Annotated in this window: 24 protein-coding genes; 6 read left to right on the top strand and 18 right to left on the bottom strand. The window is 37.6% G+C overall.

Annotated features, from left to right (window positions below; translation table 11 throughout):
• Positions 1 to 6 precede the first annotated feature (6 nt).
• From FW754_RS11880 to ispH, 5 genes are all read right to left on the bottom strand, one after another.
• Entirely contained in the window at positions 7 to 786 is a 780-nt protein-coding gene (locus FW754_RS11880; protein ID WP_446324750.1) for a pilus assembly PilX family protein, read from the bottom strand.
• Between the two features lie 44 nt (positions 787 to 830).
• Entirely contained in the window at positions 831 to 1,826 is a 996-nt protein-coding gene (locus FW754_RS11875) for a PilW family protein (protein WP_419347699.1), read from the bottom strand.
• Complete coding sequence (pilV, locus tag FW754_RS11870) at positions 1,826 to 2,368, bottom strand: type IV pilus modification protein PilV (RefSeq protein WP_419347697.1); 543 nt, start codon at positions 2,366 to 2,368, stop codon at positions 1,826 to 1,828. Before pilV ends, FW754_RS11875 begins: the two co-directional genes overlap by 1 nt.
• Positions 2,369 to 2,866 carry a GspH/FimT family pseudopilin gene (locus FW754_RS11865; RefSeq protein ID WP_409511958.1) on the bottom strand — a complete coding sequence of 166 codons (498 nt, stop codon included), beginning with the start codon at positions 2,864 to 2,866 and terminating at the stop codon, positions 2,369 to 2,371.
• A gap of 139 nt (positions 2,867 to 3,005) precedes the next feature.
• Complete coding sequence (ispH, locus tag FW754_RS11860; protein WP_409511957.1) at positions 3,006 to 3,956, bottom strand: 4-hydroxy-3-methylbut-2-enyl diphosphate reductase; 951 nt, start codon at positions 3,954 to 3,956, stop codon at positions 3,006 to 3,008.
• 134 nt (positions 3,957 to 4,090) lie between these two features.
• On the opposite strand from ispH, the gene gmk reads away from it, so the two are divergent.
• The 6 genes from gmk to bfr all read left to right on the top strand — a co-directional run bounded on the left by gmk (position 4,091) and on the right by bfr (position 9,055).
• The gene (gmk, locus tag FW754_RS11855; protein WP_419347691.1) at positions 4,091 to 4,714 is read left to right on the top strand and encodes a guanylate kinase; all 624 of its coding nucleotides are present in this window, start codon (positions 4,091 to 4,093) and stop codon (positions 4,712 to 4,714) included.
• Between the two features lie 173 nt (positions 4,715 to 4,887).
• Complete coding sequence (gene rpoZ, locus FW754_RS11850) at positions 4,888 to 5,169, top strand: DNA-directed RNA polymerase subunit omega (protein ID WP_409511955.1); 282 nt, start codon at positions 4,888 to 4,890, stop codon at positions 5,167 to 5,169.
• Positions 5,170 to 5,370: 201 nt separating this feature from the next.
• On the top strand, positions 5,371 to 7,473 hold the full coding sequence (locus FW754_RS11845) for a RelA/SpoT family protein (protein WP_409511954.1): 2,103 nt from the start codon (positions 5,371 to 5,373) through the stop codon (positions 7,471 to 7,473).
• An 89-nt stretch (positions 7,474 to 7,562) separates the two neighbouring features.
• Positions 7,563 to 7,946 carry a RidA family protein gene (locus tag FW754_RS11840; RefSeq protein WP_446324749.1) on the top strand — a complete coding sequence of 128 codons (384 nt, stop codon included), beginning with the start codon at positions 7,563 to 7,565 and terminating at the stop codon, positions 7,944 to 7,946.
• A gap of 182 nt (positions 7,947 to 8,128) precedes the next feature.
• Positions 8,129 to 8,323: a bacterioferritin-associated ferredoxin gene (locus FW754_RS11835; protein WP_409511952.1), complete on the top strand. Its 195-nt coding sequence runs from the start codon at positions 8,129 to 8,131 to the stop codon at positions 8,321 to 8,323.
• Between the two features lie 267 nt (positions 8,324 to 8,590).
• The gene (bfr, locus tag FW754_RS11830) at positions 8,591 to 9,055 is read left to right on the top strand and encodes a heteropolymeric bacterioferritin subunit Bfr (RefSeq protein WP_419347687.1); all 465 of its coding nucleotides are present in this window, start codon (positions 8,591 to 8,593) and stop codon (positions 9,053 to 9,055) included.
• A gap of 68 nt (positions 9,056 to 9,123) precedes the next feature.
• On the opposite strand, the gene FW754_RS11825 is transcribed toward bfr, so the two are convergent.
• The 13 genes from FW754_RS11825 to rimP form a co-directional block, all read right to left on the bottom strand.
• Positions 9,124 to 10,767, bottom strand: coding sequence for a Wzy polymerase domain-containing protein (locus tag FW754_RS11825; protein ID WP_446324796.1), 1,644 nt, complete (start codon positions 10,765 to 10,767; stop codon positions 9,124 to 9,126).
• A gap of 83 nt (positions 10,768 to 10,850) precedes the next feature.
• On the bottom strand, positions 10,851 to 11,279 hold the full coding sequence (locus FW754_RS11820) for a pilin (protein WP_446324748.1): 429 nt from the start codon (positions 11,277 to 11,279) through the stop codon (positions 10,851 to 10,853).
• A 139-nt stretch (positions 11,280 to 11,418) separates the two neighbouring features.
• Positions 11,419 to 12,123, bottom strand: a complete 705-nt coding sequence (gene tfpZ / locus FW754_RS11815; RefSeq protein ID WP_446324747.1) for a TfpX/TfpZ family type IV pilin accessory protein — start codon at positions 12,121 to 12,123, stop codon at positions 11,419 to 11,421.
• 109 nt (positions 12,124 to 12,232) lie between these two features.
• Positions 12,233 to 13,369 carry a serine hydrolase gene (locus tag FW754_RS11810; RefSeq protein WP_446324746.1) on the bottom strand — a complete coding sequence of 379 codons (1,137 nt, stop codon included), beginning with the start codon at positions 13,367 to 13,369 and terminating at the stop codon, positions 12,233 to 12,235.
• 103 nt (positions 13,370 to 13,472) lie between these two features.
• Complete coding sequence (locus FW754_RS11805) at positions 13,473 to 14,840, bottom strand: sulfatase-like hydrolase/transferase (protein WP_446324745.1); 1,368 nt, start codon at positions 14,838 to 14,840, stop codon at positions 13,473 to 13,475.
• Between the two features lie 79 nt (positions 14,841 to 14,919).
• Positions 14,920 to 15,387, bottom strand: coding sequence for a pilin (locus tag FW754_RS11800; protein WP_446324744.1), 468 nt, complete (start codon positions 15,385 to 15,387; stop codon positions 14,920 to 14,922).
• 200 nt (positions 15,388 to 15,587) lie between these two features.
• The gene (locus FW754_RS11795; protein WP_446324743.1) at positions 15,588 to 16,148 is read right to left on the bottom strand and encodes a TPM domain-containing protein; all 561 of its coding nucleotides are present in this window, start codon (positions 16,146 to 16,148) and stop codon (positions 15,588 to 15,590) included.
• Positions 16,142 to 17,224, bottom strand: coding sequence for a TPM domain-containing protein (locus tag FW754_RS11790; protein ID WP_446324742.1), 1,083 nt, complete (start codon positions 17,222 to 17,224; stop codon positions 16,142 to 16,144). Before FW754_RS11790 ends, FW754_RS11795 begins: the two co-directional genes overlap by 7 nt.
• Before the next feature lie 68 nt (positions 17,225 to 17,292).
• Positions 17,293 to 17,883 carry a LemA family protein gene (locus tag FW754_RS11785; protein WP_409511944.1) on the bottom strand — a complete coding sequence of 197 codons (591 nt, stop codon included), beginning with the start codon at positions 17,881 to 17,883 and terminating at the stop codon, positions 17,293 to 17,295.
• A 220-nt stretch (positions 17,884 to 18,103) separates the two neighbouring features.
• The gene (locus tag FW754_RS11780; RefSeq protein ID WP_419347664.1) at positions 18,104 to 18,511 is read right to left on the bottom strand and encodes a ribosome-binding factor A; all 408 of its coding nucleotides are present in this window, start codon (positions 18,509 to 18,511) and stop codon (positions 18,104 to 18,106) included.
• The gene (gene infB / locus FW754_RS11775; protein WP_409511942.1) at positions 18,511 to 21,210 is read right to left on the bottom strand and encodes a translation initiation factor IF-2; all 2,700 of its coding nucleotides are present in this window, start codon (positions 21,208 to 21,210) and stop codon (positions 18,511 to 18,513) included. Before infB ends, FW754_RS11780 begins: the two co-directional genes overlap by 1 nt.
• Positions 21,211 to 21,220: 10 nt before the next feature.
• Positions 21,221 to 22,705, bottom strand: a complete 1,485-nt coding sequence (nusA, locus tag FW754_RS11770; RefSeq protein WP_409511941.1) for a transcription termination factor NusA — start codon at positions 22,703 to 22,705, stop codon at positions 21,221 to 21,223.
• Between the two features lie 50 nt (positions 22,706 to 22,755).
• Positions 22,756 to 23,280: a ribosome maturation factor RimP gene (gene rimP / locus FW754_RS11765; RefSeq protein ID WP_409511940.1), complete on the bottom strand. Its 525-nt coding sequence runs from the start codon at positions 23,278 to 23,280 to the stop codon at positions 22,756 to 22,758.
• Positions 23,281 to 23,505 lie beyond the last annotated feature (225 nt).

Genomic DNA, 23,505 nt, shown 5'->3' with positions numbered 1-23,505 from the left:
CCCAATTTAAATCGGTGCTTCAGTTTGAATATCACGAGTTCTAAGTTCAAATTCCTGAACCTGTGTACTTAATGGAATTCCATAACTAGATAGACAACCTGCTACAGTCATCTTACCTGTCAAATCTGCCCCAAGATTGTCATTGATGTATCCTACATTACTGCCATTACCTATGCATTTTTGCTGAATATCTGAAATACTTTCTCTCGCAAAACTTGGCATAATTGCAGTGGAAGTAACACGAACAGTAGCCTCAACTTTATCTTTAGTTTCTGTAGCTCCAACAGCTTGATTAGATCCCCTCTCCAAAGCAGCCCCAATAACAGCACCTGGTTCGGAAACAACTTTTACCGAGACTTGTGTCACCACAGCTTCACGTGAGCTACCAAAATCTTTAGTTAAATCACAAAAACCTGCCCTGTCTGTATAAACCGAATCAATCGTTGCTTTTGTGTCTGAATCCGCACTTTTATCAGGTGGTATTAGAACTGTCGTATCAAATGCACTATCAATTCTTTCTTTTCCTGTCGGTCTATAACAGAAAACTACTTCACGCCCAGGTCTGTCTTTATGTAAAGCAATTGCTTGCCCAACAACTGTCGTTAAAGTTGTTAGATTTTGATAATCAGAACCATTTAAAAAATAATTACTAGGCGTATCACTACTTTGAGCAACGAGCTGACTTACCTGACTATTCGTTGCGATACTTAAAGAAGTCATTGCTGTTCGTATGCCCATAATCCCAACAAGTGTCAGCAATACCAGCATAATCAAAACGACAATCATGGTTGCACCCCGTTGAGAGTGCCTCATTAATCTAGAGTTTATATTCATCTAGGCACCCCCATACCATTACGAATCGCAATAGATGTTGTATACACCCTTCTTGCATATTGAGTTTTATCATCAGTTAATGTGACATTTTGATTCAACATCGAAACAGGCTTTGTTAAATCTATATTTTTATTTTTAGTATCATCCAGCGATCTCACCAAGACTGCCATTTTTATAGAAACTATTCTCGGTGCTGCTTCTGCAGGTGCTTTCGCACGGGCTGCTTTTGCTACTTTACGATACTCATTAATTGTATAATAACCTAAATTATTATTTGCACTTCGAGCACCTAATTGAACCGTGAAGTGATCTACTCGAGGCATAATAATTTGACCTGCACCACCAAAACCCGTAATTGATGTCGGTTGAGCAACAGCCGCTGTTCCAATTGGTGTTGGTGTATTTGCATCACATGCTAAAGCATAATTTGTACCTGTTGTCGCGTCAGCAGGATCACGGCGCAAAAAATAACGCTGAACAACATAATCTCCCTCTTGTACATCCAAACCCTCACAATTTACCATAGCATTTGGTGCAACAAATTGAATCGTAAGTTGGTCACTTGGTAGATTTACATTTGACAAACCTTGCCATTCATTTTTTACATTGCTAACGGCTTCACCACTTCCTAGACTATGGCTTAACAAACCAACCGAAACAAATGGCGCTCCTGCTGGATAAGGAATGTTTGTTGAAGTATCTGTCGCATTAATTGCTGTTAAAACAATACCACCCCATGGTGTTTGATCATTTAAATCAGGACGAGTAACACCGTAATTTGCAAGTCGAATATCTCGAGCAATATAATCCAAGCCAAAAACACCACTATTTTGCAACTCAGCATTTGCCTCCTGCATCCTAGATGTTAAAAAACCGCCAATAAACAACTGAATTGCAGCAGCAGAAATAATTAAACCTAAAGCGAGTGCAACCATTAACTCAAGCAATGTAAAACCATTTTGAGTATTTTTTTTCATATTATTAATATTCATTAATATACCTCCATCATGAGGCATCTAGAAGATGGTGTATAAATACCCGCACTAGACATACAACTCGTCACATCCGCAGTCGTAGCTGTTGCTGTAAAAGTAGTATCATCCCATCCAATAAATAAACATTGGCGCTTAATTGGTGCAACCGAAACACCTGGACAATCTGCCATAGTTACAGTCATACCTATATCAAATGCTGACTTTGCAACATTATAGGCATCATAATTTGCCATCTCTGCTGGTGTACAAGCAGTTGTAGGATTAAAACAATTTACAGATGGAACAGTTGGGGCAACTGTGCTTGTTGTATAATTACGCACTGTAGCTGGATAGCTTGCCTGCCCTGCTGGATTAGCACGAATATTTTCAGCCAGACCTCTTAAAATAAGCATTCCCTGAGAGCGAGATAAAGCTTCAGAAGATGCGTCTACAGCCCTTAGTTGTAAAACCGTATAACCCAATACACCGATAGCAAGTAAAAGTAATGCTACTAATACTTCCATAAGGCCTACACCTTTTTGATGTTTTATTATTATCATTTAACAGGTTCCTGTTGTCTGTGTGACATTACCTAATGCCAAAATCGTTAATGTTCGCAATTCTTTTCCTGCACACAGACTCATTGTCTGCTCAGAACCGCTAGAACCAACTTCATTAAAAACAACTTTTGTTGTGCTGCCGGACTTCAATTCCACATTTTTATCAACTGCAACTAAAATCACACGGTTTTCCTGAGCATTGATCTTATTAATCGCCGTTAAACTTGCATAATTTGGAATTGCATCTTCAGCACATTTCTTACGGGTATAGTCTAAACCTGCGGGGGTTTTATCTGGGCAAACAGCTACAGATGCTCTTAAAGTCGCGGCTTGAGACTTTGCTAAATTAAAAGCACTGACAAATGCCCGAGTATTACTATTTAATTTTTGACGAGTAACCATTTTGCCAAATGCTGGTGCAGCCATAGCAGCGATAATTGCAAAAATTGCAATCGTGACCATCATTTCAATCAGCGTGAACCCATTATTTTTTTTCATTTTGCCCCCACAACAAAACTTTATCCTATTACAAATCATAGCTTATTTTTTTACAAAACCAATACATGTATGACAAAGGGTATAAAAAAGCGGATAACTGCATAATCACAATTATCCGCTTAAAATTTAGAATAAAAATTTAAGCTTGCGTCACATGAATACGTAATTCTTTCGGCAAGCTAAAAGTAATATTTTCTTCACGACCATTCAATTCTAGTGGTGAAGTCGCTCCCCAATCTTGCAAACGCTGAATGACTTGCTTAATTAAAATCTCAGGTGCAGATGCACCAGCAGTCACCCCAATTTTACTTGTCTCGTTAAACCATTCTTGCTTCAACTCATCGGCATTATCTACAAGATGGGCCTGTTTTCCCATACGCTCGGCAAGTTCCCGTAGACGATTTGAGTTTGATGAGTTTGGTGAACCAACAACAAGTACCACATCACACTGAGTTGCTAAATCACGTACCGCATCTTGGCGATTCTGCGTGGCATAGCAAATATCATCTTTACGAGGCCCTTGAATCAATGGGAATTTTTGGCGCAAAGCATCAATTACTTTAGCTGTATCATCAATCGACAATGTCGTTTGCGTAACAAAAGCAACTTTTTCAGGATGTTTAACAGCTAAAGCAGCGACATCATCCTCATCTTCAACCAAATAAATTTCACCGCCTTTTTTCTTATCATATTGCCCCATTGTACCTTCAACTTCAGGATGTCCTTCATGACCAATAAGAATGGCTTCAGTACCTTCACGAGCATATTTGGTGACTTCAATATGCACTTTTGTGACCAATGGGCAGGTCGCATCAAATACTTTTAAGCCTCGGCGATCAGCCTCTTGCTGTACTGCTTTTGATACACCATGTGCGCTAAAAATAACAATATTATCATCAGGCACTTCATCAAGCTCTTCGACAAAAATTGCCCCACGCTGACGTAAGTCATCCACCACAAACTTATTATGTACCACCTCGTGGCGAACATAAATCGGTGGATTAAAACACTCCAAAGCTCGATTGACGATGGCAATTGCACGGTCTACACCTGCGCAGAAGCCTCGTGGATTAGCCAATACAATTTCCATAGTGTCCTCAGCGTTCATAACATTTTTTGGAAAAACTTGATCAATTATATGTAAACAATTTACAAAAACTGTTTTGTTTGATGTTCGTCTACTCTAAAATAGAGAAGATATTTTATCATATCAGGAAAAATATCATGTCGGGTCTATTGTTTGTCGTTTCTGCGGCATCGGGAACAGGCAAAACATCTCTCGTGAAAGCGTTGCTTGAGCGTGTCAGTAATTTACACGTTTCTGTTTCTCATACGACCCGTGGTCAACGACCTGGCGAACTGGACGGTGTTCATTACCATTTTACTTCAAAAGAAAATTTCTTAGATCAAGTGGGTCAAGGTGGTTTTATCGAATATGCAGAAGTATTTGGTAACTATTATGGTACCGCACAAGCAACTGTTCGTGAACAGTTGACAAAGGGTCATGATGTTCTACTTGAAATTGACTGGCAAGGCGCACAGCAAGTTCGTAAACTTTTTCCTGAATCTAAACAGATTTTCATTTTACCGCCAACACAATTTGATTTACGTCAACGCTTGTCAAACCGTGGTACAGACACTGTTGAAGTCATTGAGCACCGTTTGAGCTGTGCTGTTGAAGATATGCAGCAATATGTCAATTTTGATTACATCATCATCAATGATGACTTTAATAAAGCATTACATGATCTTGAATCAGTCATTAATGCTAATCGCTTAAAACTCAGTCAACAAAGTGCTCGTCATCAAGCCTTAATTGAAAAGTTAATTACGCCACAAAGTAAATAATTTTGATGTGATTTAAAGATTTTAGTTACTTGAACAGAAATAATTTATTTTTCCTATAGATTCAATAGATTGATATATCAAAAAGAGTATCAATCATAGAAAACCTTGAGTCTATAGTGAAAGCATTTTATACTGAGCAGTCTATTTAAAATTTACCCATAACGAGAATCCCTATGGCACGCGTAACTGTTGAAGATTGTTTAGACCATGTAGACAACCGCTTTGAGCTTGTACTTGTGGCAAGCAAACGCGCGCGTCAATTGGCACGTCAAGGCATTGAACCTACTGTTGAATGGGATAATGATAAACCTACTGTTGTAGCTTTACGTGAAATTGCAGTTGGTCATGTCAACAAAGATATCCTAAAACAACGTGAGCAGGATTATCAAACGTCTAGTCTTGATATGGCACTTTCTGCAAGCAGTTTGAATTTAGATGGTTTCTCTTTCCAATAAGAGTAAACGGTCTTAAAAGCCTGGTTTTCTAACCAGGCTTTTTTATTTAAAAAAATATTGTGAATCATTAGACAAATTAACAAATATTTGTTAAAAAAAATAATGTTTCCCTCTTTTAAAAAATTGACAAGCACGCCAAGATCGTTTTCATTGTTAGATTGAAAAAATGTTGTCAGTTTTTAGATTTTTAATAGGTGTTTTATGCCAGGCCCACAGGTCAGCCAAGCCAAACAACAGCTCAATATAATTATCGACGCTTATCTTCAACCAAGCGAAATCGAGCGAGTTCTTTTGGCCTGTGATTATGCCGATCTAGCACACGACGGTATTACCCGTAAAAGTGGTGAACCTTACATTCTGCATCCAATTGCAGTCAGCTGCATCCTTGCTCATATGCGTATGGATGCCGAAACACTCATGGCTGCTCTACTACATGACGTGATTGAAGACACTGATTTCAGTAAGGATGATATTGCCAATAAATTTGGACGTACAGTTGCTGAACTGGTTGATGGTGTGACTAAACTTAGCCATTCAAGCGATAAAGAATATAACAAAGCGGCAAGTTTCCGAAAAATTCTGCAAGCTACACTACAAGATCCACGTGTCATTATTATTAAACTTGCAGATCGCTATCATAATATGACTACGCTTGGTGCATTACGCCCAGATAAGCGTGCACGTATTGCACAAGAAACCTTTGATATCTTTGTACCTATGGCACGTCTTGTTGGTATGAATGAAATGGCAGATAACCTTGAACATCTGTGTTATCAAAATCTTGACCTCGACATGTATAACAATGTCCAAGAAAATTTACTCAAAACCAAACCTGAACGTTGTCAATACCAAACGGTTTGGGAACAAAAATTAGCTGACCTACTCAATGTTTACAACCTACAAGGTCGTATTAAAAAGAAAAATAATAATATTGAGCTTTTACGTCATTTTGTAAAAAATGAAATTGATTTACAAGAACTTACCCATAGTCATGCTTTTGAAATCATTTTACAGAGCATCGCAGATTGTGATCGCTTAGTTGAAGCTCTACGTGAAAATTTCCAAATCATTAGCTATCAAGATCATATCCGACGTCCACTTCCTGGTGGTAATCAATCACTGATATTACGGCTAAAAGGTGAGAAAACCACATTATCGCTAACGATACAAACTGAACTTATGCGTAAAGCTGCTCGTTTTGGTGTTGTACTCGGTGAAAATGCACCTCAAGCTTGTCGCTCAGCTATTCAAGCATCAATGAAAAATCTCAACCTATTGGTTGGTGGAGAATGTGCTAAAACGACATTTAGCGATTTACTTGATTACTTACATCAAGAAAAAATTTGGGTCTACACACCGCACGGGCAACTCCACGAATTACCACAAGGTGCAACAGCAGTGGACTTTGCCTATTCTGCAAGTTTATTTTTAGGTAATCATGCCGTTGGTGCAAAAATTAATGGTGAACTTAAACCACTTTCAACGCCCTTACAAAGTGGTCAAGTCATCGAGGTCATTACCGATGTACTTGCAACCCCTAATCCAGATTGGCTGAGTTTCGTCAATACTCAAAAAGCTCGTCGCTCTATTCAAAATATTTTGCGTGAACAAGATATTGATGAACAACGCCTCGTTGGACAACAAGCCTTAAATCGTGCTCTAAAACTCTTTAATCGCTCAATTAAAGACTTATCCGATGAAGATTGGGCAGATTTACTCGAATGGCGTCATATCCCAAATAAAGATACTTTATTTGAGCAAATCGCTGTTGGTGATTTATTACCTCAATTGGTCGCAAATCATTTATTTGTTCAAACGCAAAATGATGGACAAGTACACTCAAATCGTTTAATTCAGGGTACTGAGGGCGTAGATGTTAAATATGCCCACTGTTGTAACCCTGTGCAGGGTGACCCAATCCAAGGGCATTTATCACGTCGTGGACTCATTGTGCACCGTGCACGTTGTCATAATTTATTACATGAACAGCATCTACATCCTGAAAATATCATGCCACTTCAATGGACAGCAGAAGATGAAGACGTCAACTTCACTGCTTATTTAAGCATTGAAATGGTGCTCAATGATGAACAAATTTCAGAACTGATCTATTTATGTAGAAAATCTAAAACTGGGGTTGAATCTGTTCGCACGCATGAAAATAAAACCTATGTCGACATTGTCGTAAACAATCGCCGTCAGATCGCACAAATTATTCGTGAGTTACGCATGCAATTTGGTTTCCCACGCATATCACGGTTAGCTATGCCTGTATCGCTACCTGAGATTTCCAAAGCAGTCTGACCCATGGTTCCATCATTTTAAACAATTGATGCTTTCATGAATACAATCCATCGCTTATGATGGATTGAGTTGAAACTAAGGAGAAGTCAATGTCCCGCCAAGTGATCCATACAGAAAATGCACCCGCAGCAATTGGTACCTACTCCCAAGCGATTTTAGTCGGCAATACACTGTATCTTTCAGGTCAAATCGGTTTAGATCCATACAGCATGGAATTGGTTGAAGGCATTGAAGCACAAATCCGTCGTGTTTTTGATAACTTAAAAGCAGTTTGTGAAGCTGCGGGTGGCTCGCTTGCAGATATTGCAAAGCTCAACATTTTTTTAACCGACTTATCGAATTTCCAATTGGTCAACCAAATTATGGGCGAATATTTTGCTCAACCTTATCCTGCACGTGCAGCATTAGGTGTTGCAAGCCTACCAAAGAATGCACTGGTTGAAATGGATGGTATTGTGATCATCAATCCATAATATAAAACTGATCAAAAAATAAATTATTGATTATATTGAATAAAAAAATACCACCAATCAGGTGGTATTTTTTTATCTAAAAACTCAATTAATATTTACATATATCTAAATGAATTTCATTGACAAACGATAATAATTATCAATAATATCTATTATCGCATTTAATACTGTGGTTCATTCTCATGTACGTTTGTTTGTGTCGTGGCATTACAGATCAAGATATTAAAGACGCCGTTGCAAATGGCGCTGAAAGCTATCGTGAAATTCGCGACTTGCTTGATCTTGGCACATGTTGTGGTCGCTGCGCACCCGAAGCAAAAAGTATTATCAATGAAGAGTTAGCTGAAATTGCTGGGCGCATATCAATTGCAGCTTAATGAATAAATTTTAACTATAACCAATAATAATTTAAGTTTTCTATGATCCACGGATCATCTTCCTCCCCCGCTCCGACTCAGAGCGGGTTATTTTTTATCTGAACACACACTTTCTTTTTTAATTGATTACAGTCTTTTATGCGTTTGATTGCGATTTTCATTTGCCGTTCTATAAATCACTTCTAAGCCTATGCAAAGCACGCTAATATAAGCTCAAGATCTGCCTTAATTTTTAAGGCTCAATATAATTCGAAAGGAGCTTTGACCATGAAAGGCAATCGCGATGTCATTCAACAACTCAATCAAGTGCTTTATCATCACCTCACAGCTATTAACCAATATTTTTTACATTCACGTATGTTTAATGACTGGGGTATTGAGCAATTGGGTTCTGCTGAATATAAAGAATCAATTCGTCAAATGAAACATGCAGATAAAATTATTGAGCGTATTTTATTTCTTGAAGGTTTACCAAATTTACAGCATTTGGGTAAATTATATATTGGGCAACATACTGCCGAAGTACTTACCTGCGATATACGTAAAGTTAAAGAAAATATTGAAGCCCTCAAAATTACCGTTGATTTAGCTGAAAAAAGTTTAGATTACGTTACGCGTGATTTGATTCAGGAAATTCTAGAAAAAGAAGAAGAATATTGGGATTGGCTCACCACTCAGCTTGATCTGATTGAGTCAGTTAGCATTGAAAATTACATTCAAAGCCAAATGTAATTTTCGATTGCCAAATATAAAAAATCCCCAAACAATTGGGGATTTTTTATATCAAGGCGTACAATAACTTATTTAACAGTCGAGCTTGGTAGTAAATCTTCATACTTTTTATCAAGCCCATGCAACGTTTTGAGAATCCACAATTGATGTTGAGCCTCTTTGACTTTACCGTTATACGCTAAGACTTGAGCATATTTTTCAATATCATAACGAGAAGCTAAGTTCGCTACCATTAAACGGATATGCTCTAGTTCAGGCTCACTTAATTTCGTTGCAGAATTTAAACCAACCCACCAAATACGATCATTAAACTGCGTCAAGATCCAAAGCTTTTGATCAAGAACTTGTTGCTGTTCCACAGTCAAAGGTTGCTTCTTATTGACCAAAACACTTTGCTGTTTATACAAGCCATAATCACGATAAACCATTGCACAAACAATTAAACTCAGGATTGCAAACCCATACACAATGGCAGGCTTTAAATTAAATTCAGGTAAATCTTTATATTGTGACTGGATAAAACCGAGTAAAAATCCCATAGGCAATAAAAAATAAGCATAGTGAATTGGGTATTCCAACATTGCATGAATCAGAATAGCGCAGACCATAAGCGTTGCAACAATTGACTCAATATCACGCACACCCTTATTCAGCCAATATAACCATCCTGTAAAATACAGTAAGATTAGACCACCCAATGGAATACCATTCCAAATGAGTAAATCTAAAACAATGTTATGTGCGCTCTTATACCACTCATGGGATGGATACAAATCGAATGCTGCAATTTGTGCCATTCCTGTCTGATTCCAACCATAGCCCACCCAAGGATGCTGTGTAATCGCAACTAAAGCCTGATTCCACATATCTAAACGTAAATAACCAGAAGATGCTCTCTCTACAACAGACACTGTTTCAGTCACCTGAGCAGGTGAAATACTTTCAATCAATTGATTTAATGATGGTAAAACAAAAATAATCCCGATGAAAAGACCAACCCAAGTAAGCAATTTAAGAAATCCAAATCGCTTTGCTTGTCCAAATTGTTTAATCGCTAAATAACCAAGTGTAAATAAGCATACCACCCAAGCTGTTCTAGACTGAGTTAGTGCAATCGTTAAGATAAAAATCAAAGCCATAGGGACAAGTACAAGACTTGGAGCAATGCGTTTTTCATAAAAATATAATACTCCAAACAATCCTATGGTTAAAAATGTTGCTAGATTATTCGGTTGAGCAAAATTAGCGTATGGACGATTACCCTTTAAGATGTTCATATACGGATAAAATGCAGTATTGAGTTGTAACCACTGTAAAATTGCAATTACACATGAAAGCAAACCAATGATGATAACCACACTACTAAAAAGTTTAAAAACTTTGACTCGTCCTTGCTGCTGTGCAAGGTTATAGCCAGTCACGATCATGACCCAGAAAAATAAGATATAAGCAGTACAAAGTAGTGCATTACTAAAATATAGAATCTGCCCTGCGAGTAGTTGTATTGTTGGTATCGTTAAAAATAGTGCAAGCAACCATTGTGGTTTTGCAATACTAAATTTTTCTTTGTAAATCGTTGCTAAAACTAGTGCACAAGCTGACAAAAAAGTCAGCATTTCACTACCAAATGTTGTCCAAGGAGTTTTATGAAACGGCAACAAGCATGCTACAACAAAGAGCATAACGGATAGCGTATAGAAGTAGGCTTTCATTGGGGGATGCGGAATAAAAAAACTGCGGGTATTATACATGCAGTTTTTAAGAGACTTAGATTATTAAAACAAGAAATCAATCTTTATATGCAATAAACAGGCTTATATTTTTTTTCAATTCCAATAGAAGTACTACATAGCCACGTACCATCTTTTACTCTGTTTAAATACACTGATTGCCCTTTTAAAATAGAACTGACATTTATTAGCTTACACTCCAAAGCCGGATTTGAAACACCAATAACAGGAGCATAAACAACATATTTACATATATTTGATGTAGTAGAAAAAAACATATTATCAACTGTAAAACTAGGTGCATTCGAGGCTGATCCATCATTTATAATTAATTCATATTGAGGACGAGCGCCATTTAATTCAGCTATTGCTGATGTAATCTGAGATTTAACAACATAATTTTGGTACATAGGAATTACGATAGCACTAATAACACCAATAATTGCAATAACAATCATTAACTCAATAAGTGTAAAACCAAAATTATGCTTCATGACAACAATCAGCTTTTATATTAAAATATTATTTAAATGATAATATAAATTTAACATTTAGCTATAAATACATAACAAATATCACAAGAATGTTAAATAGTGTCAACTTTTGTCATTTCATAATCAAATAGAATATAAATTACTCCCTCCAAGGACGTAAATTAACTACTTTTACAACTGCGCCTTGAGCATCAACCAATACTGTGACACCTAAATCCGTTGTACGTAAAGGCATCCATGTTGTTGCTATTGGATACTGTTGTAAAATTTTTTGCACCTCTCTAGGGTCATTAAATTGATTTAAAGTTGCTAGAGGTTGAGAGTTTCGTATAATTCGTGTATTTGCATGACTTAAGTTTGTATATAAATTTGGAACAAGCGTTTGTTCACCATAACTTTCATATTTTGAATTGGTTTCATCCACAGCAACCCACTGAGGTTTAAACCAACCATTATGTTGATATTCTGGTTTGGCTTGATTTTGGTTTGCTTTATCCACTACATTAGCGCGCACTAATTGGAATATATCTCCATTTTGTGCAATCCAAACAGGGCGTGATTGGATAATACTGTACATACCATAACTTAAAGCCATCACTTGCATAACAATAATAACGCTTAAATCCATTTTTAAGGTTTTTTTGCCTTCCTTATACACTAATAAAGTTAAAAGCGGTCCAACTATTACATCAATTGCTATCAGCAGTAAAAAGATATGAGTCACACCTTCAGCCTGTGCCAAAGGTGCAGGATACCAAACAAAAAATACAAGGGTTAAAATTATCAGCGCAGCTATTACCGAACTACTTAAATGCCCCAAAAAAAAGTGAATACGTTTTGTCATTTTTTGATACTAAATTTTCGATTGCTCTATTATAAAACACTCAATATTAGATAAAAACCACTTATATTAATTTAATTAATTTTTCATAAAATAATTTGACTCAATCATATTATTTTTGTAGTAAAATACTATAAAAATATTTTTCTAACATGTTTTCATCATGATTTTGACCATACAATGTTGCACCATTTCCAATCCAAACCATTACGCGTTTATCTTCAGTCACCACTGCCAATGAAGTGACCGCAGGAAATCCACCATTTCTAAAATACATTACAGGTTGTTGCGCTGTAGGTTTATACTGCCACATACCATAACCATTACAGGACTTAAAAGTAAAAATTTGACACTGTGCTAAATTATCTTGTGCAATTGACATAATACTTAAAGGAGATTGTACCAACATAGGATCAATCAGCTTAACTAGTGCTTCTGCGCTACCTGACAATCCTGCGGAAGAAGATAATGCATTAAAATCGAATGATAAATCTTGAGATGGCATCCAAAAATCATTATTTCTAAAATCATAATTCACTTCATCTGGATAGTAAAAATTTCTAATAAATTTAATATTTCTTGACTCAAGCTGATACTGATCCTGAATATAGTTTCGATAAGGCTGCCCTGTTACACGCTCAATTACCGCCCCCAATAGACAAGTATTACGATTATCATAGGCATATTTTTGATTGGGATCAAAATCCAATTTTAATTTCACCAATTGCATTAATTTGCTTGGACACCACGGTTTTTTATTCATAGCAAAGACCACATCCTCACTTTGCATACGGTCAAAGCCGGAACGTTGTTGTAATAAATCTCCAATTGTAATATCTTTAACTCGTGCATCTTTAAAATCTTCAGCATTTAATTCATCAAAAAAACTGACCATTTTATCGTTAAGTTGCAATTTCTTTTGCCGTATCAACTGAAGAATAGCATCATTGGTCACTAATTTAGTCATACTGGCATAACGAAAACGATCATTAACAGTTAAATGTTCTGAAAAAATCACTATCCCTTTCCAACCACTTTCACAGGTATGTAATTTTTTTTGGTGATCTAAATAAGCAATTTGATTAGATAAATTTTTCTGATTGCGAATTATATATTTTAAACTGTCTTGCATCCAATCTGGAGCATTTTCACTACATCGAATATTCCAACGTGCAAATTGCGCTTGTAAAGGATAGACCATGCGCCAAAACCCAATACGATCAATTAAAATATAGTGAGCGGTTCCCATAATAACCACCAAAGAGAACAGCACAAATATAAACATTTTTATGTAGTTTTTATTCATCATTGCTACCTGACTAACCTATCTCTTTACACGTTCTATATATTTATTATTGCCCAACATCAGCCACTTCAAATTCAATAAATGGAACTGTACTGACTTTATATACAGAAGTCTCATTTTCAATAATTGGCGGTTCATGATCACCCACCACAATCACTTTTGCACCGCGTAAATTAGGACTATTTACTAATTGAGATAAGGTGTCAAAAAATTGTGTTTGTAATTTTAAATTTCTACAACTCATCGAATCTTGCCTAATTTTAAATTGATCACACTGAAAATAATCTACCATTAAATCCCGTTCATCATATGTTGCATGAGTATTTAAGGTCAGCCAATATATAAATTGTTTACCATCAGTTTGAAATTCTTGGTCAATTTTTTTTGCAATATCTCGATCACAATTACCAGGGAAAGAATAACAGTAAGATTCTGGTAAGTTTAAACCTTGATCACGGAACAGCATTTTTTTAAATCCTGCCCGTGGATACCAATAACGTCGATCATACATTAAACTTAAAGCACCATGTACTGCGGTAGTTTGATAGCCATGTTTGACAAAACGATGAGGTAAACAGCCTCCAAAGCCATTTACAGTATCTTTAAGGTTAAAATGAATTGGGCTTTTTTGACATAATTCACGTAGTTCACCTGCAATGGTAAAACCTGTAAAATCTAAACGACCACGTTTGATATTCAGTAATTTTTCGTCTGATAATAATGGCTGAAGAACTTGTTGCTGTATGCTAGGATTCACTGGTTCACCCCATGATTCATTGACAATCAGCAGAACCTTTTGATGGGTTGGCAAGGTGTTAAATAAGTCTGCCGTTGCACCTGTTACCTTATTGTCTGCAAAAGCATTGCCCTCACTGTTATAATTTTGCACAAAGCCATTTTTGGTAAATTCGATATAATTAATCGTTTGCGACACAACCAAGTAGTCAGCATTCCGTCTGCTAATAGTATTATTTTGGCTTTCTTGAAAGTTAACTTCATAGGCATAGATTAAAATAAAAATATTAAACATGACCAACAATGTTTTCGCATGTAAATATTGTGAATTTTTTACGATTAACCAAGACTGTAATATAAAGATACAAACTAAAAAACATCCATATAATTTATAAGTTGTCGATGAAATAAAAGAAAATTTAAGTAAATAAAAAATATCATAAATACGAATAAATGGAAAAATTTGGGAAAAAATCCCTAAAAAATCAATGAAAAATATGATAAAAAAAGCCAATACAAATAAAATTCGCTGATTAATTACTAAAAATAACAATGTAATAAAATAATCAACATTGACCAATGATCTCTCTGCACCTACTAAATATGCCAATAGAAACATTAAAATATTTGGAATAAAAACAATGAGTAAATTAAGCAAGATACACTTTAACTGAGACATAGAAGAATATTTCATTTTCCTATTATATAAGCAAGAAGAGGCTTTAAGCCTCTTCTTTTTCAATAAAGTCCAAATTAAATTATGAACCAGCACAGCCTGCAGGTTTAAATTTCGCATCTACAGTTGTAGCACATGACCATGAGCCATTTACATCACGTGTCCAAGTTAAAGTTTTAGTTTTGATAGTTGTTGCAGCACTATTACCAAATGTTCCTTGTACTGTACCTTCAGATACTGCATCAGCTGGAATATCAATAGACAAACCTGGATAAATAGTTGTTGCAGCACCTAAAAGATTAGATTCTGTAGCCCCTACCAAACATTGTGTACTAGTTGGATTACCAGTATTAATTGGAGTTGTACGACCTTCCAAAATACAAGTCTCAATTGTTGTTTTAATTGAGCTTAATTCACCCATTACACGGCTAACTTGTGATTTAGCAATATAGTTTTGGTACTGTGGAATCGCAATCGCAGCAAGAATACCGATAATCGCAACAACGATCATTAACTCGATAAGGGTGAAACCCTTTTGAACTGATTTCATAACATTCTCCAAATTATAAATTTTTATCGCTTTTCAGCAATTTTCTTTTAAAGCCAACATATTAGAGTAAAAACATATCAACCTTTAACACAATCCTTATTCTAGTTTTTTAGCTAAGCTTTTCAAGGTTTTTTTTCTGAATTGTGTACTTTCGTAGTTTTGTGTAAAAAAGTGACATTTTTGGTCAGTAAAAATTAGATTTAATTCAATATAATTGGACTATTTGTTAACTCATTCTCATTTTTACTCATCTGCTGATCATAAAATTGATTCAACACTTGCCCAATTTCAGAAACGCCATCAATAACAGCTTTTCTGTAGTGCTTTTCTTTTAGCTTGAGCGTTATCGCATTACAAATTATTTGCCAAACTTGGGCTTCTGTCGCTTGGTGAATCCCACGGTCAATCACTATTTCAACCTGTTGTTCACACAAGTTTAAATATAACAACACACCACTGTTATATTCAGTATCCCATACACCAATTTCAGCAAAGAGTTGTTGTGCCCGCAATCGAGTATTTTGATAGTAAGCTGATGATGCAGGAATATGTCCTTCTATGACCACCTGAATTTCACCAAAATGCCCCATTTCAGCCTGTTTCACTGCTTCTGCAATCGCAGTTTGATCCACTTTGCTAAAGTAGCGTTTTGATGCAGGCATATACACAAAGTGTTTCAACCATCGCTTAAAGCTCGGTACTGTACGCTGTTGTAAATTCGGTTCAGTAACAAGTTCTGTTGTATCTGTTTTAGTTACCATGAGCCTGATGCACCTCCTCCACCAAAACCTCCACCACCACCACTATAGCCTCCTCCGCCACCAAAGCCACCACCACGCCCTCCTCGACCACCACCTGATAAAAACATTTGGAAAATAAGTTGTGCGAGTGAAGTTAAAATTAAAAAGAAAATACCAAAACCCATCATCAAACTAGTAATAATACCTGCGCCATAAATCAAACCTGCTGCCGTACCTGTTACTCCCGCAACTGCCGCACTTAAACGATTACCTAAAAATGAAGATGCCAACACACCAATCACCAAAATGACCAATGCACTCGTTAATGCTTTATCTTTAGCTTCTTGTTCATGAACAGCTTGAGCCTGACGCTCTTTTAATTCATCGGCAGCTTTTTGTGCCGTTTCAGGATCCATATTTAAAATTTTTTCAATTTCATTTACGCCTAAAATTAAACCTTGCCCATATTGTCCATTTTTAAATGCAGGTGTAATTTGATTACGAATAATTCGACTGGCAACAATATCGGGCAATACTCCTTCAAGCCCATAACCTGTAGCTATGTGGATACGCCGATCATTCACGGCAACGGCTATAAGCAAACCATTATCTTGTTTAGCTGAACCGAGCTTCCACTGCTCTGCCACACGCATCGCAAAATCAAAAATACTTTCTTGCCCTGTCGTTGACACAATAATAATGCCAATTTGCGCCTTACCTTGGTTATAAATCTTTCGGATTTGATTTTCGAGTTGCTGTTTTTCACTCGCAGATAAAATATTTGCCTGATCAATGATTGGAGCATTTAGTGTAGGTAATTGTCGAAAATTTTCTCCCGCAGCCATATCATTGGCAACTTGAGGTAATGTCTGGGTCTGCGTTGTTTCTTGTGCAGGTACAGTCGTATTTACTGTGGCTGTCGGCTGACTTTGCCCTGTTACATTGGGAATAGGTAAGTTATGATTCGGTAGAACCTTACCTAGAACCACAGCATCTTCAGCCGTTGTTTGATCTGTTGCTGTTGCAACTTCCGCATGTGCAATTGAGATAAAAATAGAAAACAAAAAACTTATGAAGATGAAAAATATCATATTCATGGATTTTCTATTGATCATTTCATTTTTCAGATCAGACATACACCCTCTCAAGCTCAACTATTGAGTACTTAGTTAAAGCTCACTGTTGGCGCTTTTTGCGCTGTGCTATCGGCACTGAAGTTTTCTTTAGTTTTCATTCCAATCACTTTTGCGGTCATTGCCTGCGGGAATTGACGTACATAAGTATTGTAATCTTGTACAGTTTCAACATAGCGTGTCCGTGCTGTACTAATTCGGTTTTCTGTACCTTCAAGTTGAACTTGTAAATCACGGAATTGTTCATTGGCTTTTAAATCTGGATAATTTTCAGTCACAGCAAGTAACCGTGACAACGCACTCGTCATTTGCGCCTGTGCTTCTTGGTACTTTTTAAATAATTCAGGATTTTCTAGAACTTCTTTATCAACCTTTAAGCCTGCAACATTGGCACGTGCTTCAGTCACTTCTGTAAGCACCTTTTCTTCATGTGTTGCGTAACCCTTTACAACATTCACTAGATTCGGCACAAGATCGGCACGACGTTGATATTGGTTTTGAACTTCAGACCATGCCGCATTCACTGATTCATCTTTGGCTTGTAAAGTATTATAACCACAACCTGAAAATACCAATGTACTTGTAAGCGTCAGTGCAAGAAGACCTTTTTTTATAGCATTCATTATATAAACCTCAGTTATTTATTTGTATTTGTTGATATAAAATCATTTTAAACAGTTTTTTGAGAAATATTGTATCTTTTCTTTAATGACAAAAACTCCTTTTGATCCATAGATTACGCTTATCTTCTGCAAGAGTTCTACCTCATAACACTCAGAATATCATTACCCAAAAAACAAAAAAGCCACCCAAAGGTGGCTTTTCTATTAAGCATAATACAACTTATTCATCTTCTTTTTTTGCTTCATCAGTAGGAGGTAAGTCCTTCACTGCTTCAGCAATCAAACCAAACATATAGTTACCATATGCATTGGTTTTGTCGTAATGGAATCGCAAACGTGGTGTTATACGAGTCTTAATATTACGACTTAATTCATGACGCAGGAAACCTGATGCTTTATTTAAAACCTCAAGTGTTTCCTTGTTTGCAGCTTCACTTTGTTCATCACCAAGTTCACGACCCATTACGGTCACATAAACTTCGGCATAACCTAAGTCTGGGCTGACTTTCACCGCAGAGATGGTTACAAGACCACCTAAGCGTGGATCTTTTAGCTCTTGACGGATGAGCTCAGACAACTCACGTTGTACTGTATCCGCCATGCGCTTGAGACGTTGACTACCCGCCATTAAAGACTCCGTTTAACCAATTTAACATCATACACTTCGATCTTATCGAGTGGTTTAATGTCTTTATAACCTTTAACTGCAAGACCACATTCCATGCCTGCACGAACTTCTTCAACCACTTCTTTATAACGACGAAGAGATTCAAGCTCACCTTGGAACACAACCACGTCATCACGTAATACGCGAATCGGTTTGTTACGATGCAATACACCTTCAAGAACCATACAGCCTGCTGCTGCACCAAATTTACTTGAATGGAATACTTCACGTACTTGCGCCACACCAAGAATTGTTTCACGATGTTCTGGTTCAAGCTTACCGCTCATTGCTGCTTTCACGTCATCAATCAATTGATAAATAATTGAATAATAACGAATATCAATACCATCAGCATCTGCTTTCTGACGCGCAGTATTATCTGCACGAACATTAAAGCCAAGCAATACAGCTTCAGAAGATTCAGCAAGTGTTACATCAGACTCAGTGATTGCACCAACGCCCGAACCAATCACACGTACTCGAACTTCATCCGTAGACAAACCATTCAATGCAACTGTAAGCGCTTCCAAAGTACCACGTACATCAGTTTTAAGCACAACATTGACATAAGGAACATTTTTCTTGCCCATTGATGACATGATATTTTCAAGACGCATTGCAGACTGACGTTCAAGACGTTGTTCACGTTCACGTGCCATACGCGCATCAGCAACTTCACGTGCTTTTTTCTCATCACTTACAACAAGAACTTCATCACCCGCCATAGGCGCTTCTGGAAGACCTAAGATTTCTACTGGAATCGAAGGACCTGCAGATTGAATACGCTTACCATTTTCATCTGTCATTGCACGAACACGACCGTAAGATGCACCCGCAAGAACGAGATCACCTACTTTCAATGTACCGTTTTGAACAAGAATTGACGTTACAGCACCACGGCTATTATCAATACGTGCTTCAATAACAACACCTTGTGCAGCACCTTCTTCAGATGCTTTCAATTCTAACAATTCAGCTTGAATTGAGATAAGGTCTAGAAGTTCATCGATACCTTGACCAGAATGCGCTGAAACCATTGCAACAGGAACATCACCACCCCATTGTTCAGGTACGATTTGCTTAGTTGTCAATTCGTTCAATACGCGATCTGGGTCAGCAGATTCTTTATCCATCTTGTTGATTGCAACAATGATTGGCGTACCCGCAGCACGTGCATGGTCAATTGCTTCCGCAGTTTGTGGCATAACACCATCATCAGCAGCAACAACAAGAACCACAATATCAGTCGCTTTCGCACCACGTGAACGCATTGCAGTAAATGCAGCATGTCCTGGAGTATCTAGGAAAGTGATAATACCTTTGTCCGTAGTAACGTGATATGCACCAATATGCTGTGTAATACCACCCGCTTCGCCTTGTGCAACTTTCGCACGACGAATACGGTCAAGAAGCGATGTTTTACCATGGTCAACGTGACCCATAATCGTAACAACTGGCGCACGTGTAGATTGTACACCACGCGCTTCTTCAGCAGCTTCCATCAAGTTATCTTCAGCTTGCGTATCAGAAACAAGAACTGGGTTATGACCCATTTCTTCAACGATAAGCGCTGCAATTTCTTGATCAATCGCTTGGTTCTGAGTAACAAGCTCACCCATTTTCATAAGTGACTTAATAACTTCACGAACTTTGATCGCCATTTTCGCAGCTAAATCAGCAACAACAATCGTTTCACCGATTTCAACATCATAAACTTGTTTCTTAACAGGTTTTTCAAAACCATGCTTATTTGAAGAACTTGTTTTCAAGCCACGTTTAGGTTGCTTGCTAAAGCTTTGCTCTTCTTGACCACGACGTCCACCTTTTTTAGGCGCACGTGCAGTTGGTGTATTCGCACCGCGTTTAATATCACGATCTTCTTTCGCAAATGAATCTTCGTATGCTTGACCTACAAGACCAGCAGCCAACGGAGAATCATCAACTACACGAATAGTTGCAGTTGCATCTTCAGACGAATATTTCGTCGCCATTTGACGCATTTGTTCAAGAGTACGCTGTTGCGCTTCTTCAGCCGATTTTTTACGTGCTGCTTCTTCAGTTGCTTTTAATTTTGCCGCTTCAGCATCACGTGCACGTTTCTGTTCAGGCGTTTCAATCGCTTTTACAGTCGCTTTAGTAATTGGTTTGTTGTTTGATTTACGCTTTACAACAACTGCTGCTTTAGGTGTTTCTTTTGCAGCCGTTTGCTGTTTTGCAGCAGCACGCATTTTTTCAAGGCTTGCCTTTGCAGAATTTCCAGCTTTTTCAGCTTCTTTCTGCACTGGAGCAGCTTGAGTTTTCGCTTCTACAGCTGGCTCTGCTTGCGCTTTCGCTAAAGCTTCAGCTTTAATTTGTTCAGGATCAGGCTTAGTAAACGTATGTTTTTTACGGATTTCAACATTAATCGTTTTGGCTTTACCTGAAGTACTCGCAACTTTAGCGGTACTCGTAGTTGTACGTTTCAACGTGATTTTTCCTGCATTTACATTATCCTGCCCATGAATCTTCTTCAAATGGCTGACCAATGCTTCTTGCTGTTCAGTGGTAATTTTATCTTCTGCTTTCTTTTGCGGAAGACCTGCGTCGCGAACCTGATCAAGCAGTTTTTCAACCGGAAGACCTACACTGACTGCTAACTCTTGAATTGACTTATCCGTCATGTATGACCTCCTAGTTAAACCATGATTCACGTGCTTTCATAATCAATTGACCTGCTGTTTCTTGACTAAGACCTTCGATATCAGAAATATCGTCAGTTGCTTGGTCGGCAAGATCATCAACAGTGATTACGCCACGAGCGGCTAATGCATAAGCAATCTCAGAAGTAATCCCTTCCATCGCTAGAAGTTCTGAGCTCGGTTCTTGAATATTTTCTTGCTGTTGAAGTGCATCCGCCAAAGCAATTTCTTTTGCACGGCTTTGTAATAATTCTACAAGCTCTGCATCAAGTTCAATTTCGTCGAATGTTTCAGCTGGAACATAAGCAATCTCTTCTAAAGAAGTGAAACCCATTTCCACTAAAGCCATTGCAAGATCTTCTTCGATATCTAAACGAGATACGAACATGTCAAGATATTGCTGTGCCTCATTTTGCTGACGTGCACGATATTCATCTTCAAGCATCATATTAAGCTTAAAGCCTGTCAATTCAGATGCAAGGCGAACATTTTGACCTTGTGAACCAATTGCACGTGCAAGTTGATCACTCGTTGCAAAAATAATATCCGCTGTATGTTCTTCTTCGTCAAGTACAATACCCGACACATCTGCAGGCTCTAAAGCACTTGCAATGTACTGTGCAGGATCATCAGACCAAACTACAACATCAATACGTTCACCGTTTAATTCAGACTGAACCGCTTGAATACGCGTTCCACGCATACCAATACACGCACCGACTGGATCAATACGATGGTCATTCGTCTTCACAGCAATTTTTGCACGAACACCCGGTTGACGAGCCGCGCCTTTAATTTCAATGATTTCTTCAGAAATTTCTGGAATTTCTTTCTTCATCAATGCAATTAGCATTTCAGGTTTAGCACGAGACAACAACAATTGTGCGCCACGACCTTCACGATTTACATTATAAAGGATTGCTGTAATACGCTGTTTTGGACGAAGCATTTCTTTTGGAATCATATCTTCACGAGATAAATATGCTTCAGCATTTTCACCAAGATCAATAATAAAACCATCTTTGGTTTGCTTCTTCACTTCACCGTAAATTAACTCACCAACTTTTTCTTCGTAAGCATCTGCAATTAAAGCACGTTCAGCTTCACGGATTTTTTGCACAATCACTTGTTTCGCAATCTGCGCTGCAATACGACCAAACTCAATTGATGGTACTTCTAGTTCACGTACATCACCAATTGACCATTGTTCAGGATTCATATCAGAAATTGCATCTTGACATGCAGGCATTTCATGATCTTCATCAGCAACGACTGTCCATTGACGGAACGTTCTGTAATCACCTGTTTTGCGATCAATTTCTACACGCAATTGTGCTTCTTCAGCATGCGTGCCGTCATAATATTTTTTTCGAGTTGCAGCGACAAGTGCCTGCTCAAGCGCTTCAAAAATCGCTTCGCGGCTGACACCTTTTTCATTACTGACCGTCTCTGCAACGGTAAGAATTTCACGACCCATAAGTCACCTACTTTTTAAATTCTTATTCGTTAAATTTAAATAAATCTGGTTTAATCCTGATAGATCAAATTCGCTTTATCAATATTACCGCTATCAATTTCAAGCACTTGTTGATTTTCAACTTCAACTTGAATGTATTCATTCTCAAGATCAACAGAAATCAATTTTGCTTGAAACTTACGGCGGTTTTCGACCGCTGCAATTAGACGCAAAGCAACCTGCTGTCCAATATACGCCTGCATTTGTTTAAGTTCAAAAAACGGACGATCCCAACCAGGAGAGGACACTTCAAGCGCATACTCACCCGAAATTGGATCGTGTACATCCATCATTGCACCGACTTGTTGAGTCACACGTACACAATCCTGTACGCCAATACCACGACCCTGTACAAGTTCACCATTTTCATCTAAAACTGGCGCTGCATTCTCATCAATATCTTTATCGATATAAATACGTAATAGGGAGCGTTTACCTTGAGGATTGAATTCAATACCCCATAGATCTACGTTACAAGCCTGCACAGCAGGTGCAATTAAGTCCTGAAGTGCTTGAGTTTTATTTGATAGCTTCATTTACTCTCGTCAATTTGCGCGATTTTATCGGTTATTTATACAACCGAAACCTGATCCATACACACTATAGTAGTAGTGAAACATGACACTTTAACTTTACGCCGTATACGGCTCATATCGACACTACACGATAGCCAATAAAAAAGGGCGTAATCGCCCCTAGTGTTACACAGAAAAACCGTAGTCCACTGTGCAAAAAGACCCACCTATATGTGAGCCTTTTTA

The organism is Acinetobacter sp. 1207_04 (assembly GCF_052850415.1).
Note: the sequence above shows the minus strand (reverse complement) of the source record. Positions and strands in the feature narration are given on the sequence as shown.